General features: G+C 36.1%; 1 protein-coding gene. It reads left to right on the forward strand.

The features are described 5' to 3' along the window. On the forward strand, positions 1–384 hold a 384-nt coding region (locus CXK91_RS22500; RefSeq protein ID WP_219811506.1), incomplete at its 5' end, for an ArsR/SmtB family transcription factor. Positions 385–502: the final 118 nt, after the last annotated feature.

The raw sequence follows: 502 nt of genomic DNA on the forward strand, positions 1-502 counted from the left end.
ATTGATATTATGAAGGCTCTATCTGAGCCTAATAGATTAAGATTAGTCTGGTTAATGTCATATATAGATCAAAGAATTTGTGTTAGTGAGGGTATGGATGTCCTGGGAGAGTCACACTACAATGTTTCTCGTCACTTAAAAATTCTTTTAAAAGCAGGTATAGTCTCGGCAAGTCGTGAAGGAAAGTGGGTTTTTTATACATTGAAAACCGATGATTCTGAATTCTATAACCAACTCTTAAAAACTATTCAGTTGATACCTTCAGAAGAGTTCAAAGAAGAAATAAAACGCTGTAATCTTAGGCTCAATATGCGAAAAAATGGAGACTGCGTTATAGGTCAAGAAAACGCTGAATGGCTAAATATTATGGACTTGAATAAATAAAAACATTTGGGTTAACTGGCTGATTTGCTCCCGCCAGTTCTACTTTAATTGAGTCTCCGGAGTTTCTGGTTGACAAAACGCCCAAAGTGTAGAGGAGGAAGTCTATATCAACGGATTA

Origin of the sequence: Stutzerimonas stutzeri, assembly GCF_002909485.1 — a bacterium.
GTDB classification, from domain to species: domain Bacteria; phylum Pseudomonadota; class Gammaproteobacteria; order Pseudomonadales; family Pseudomonadaceae; genus Stutzerimonas; species Stutzerimonas stutzeri_AH.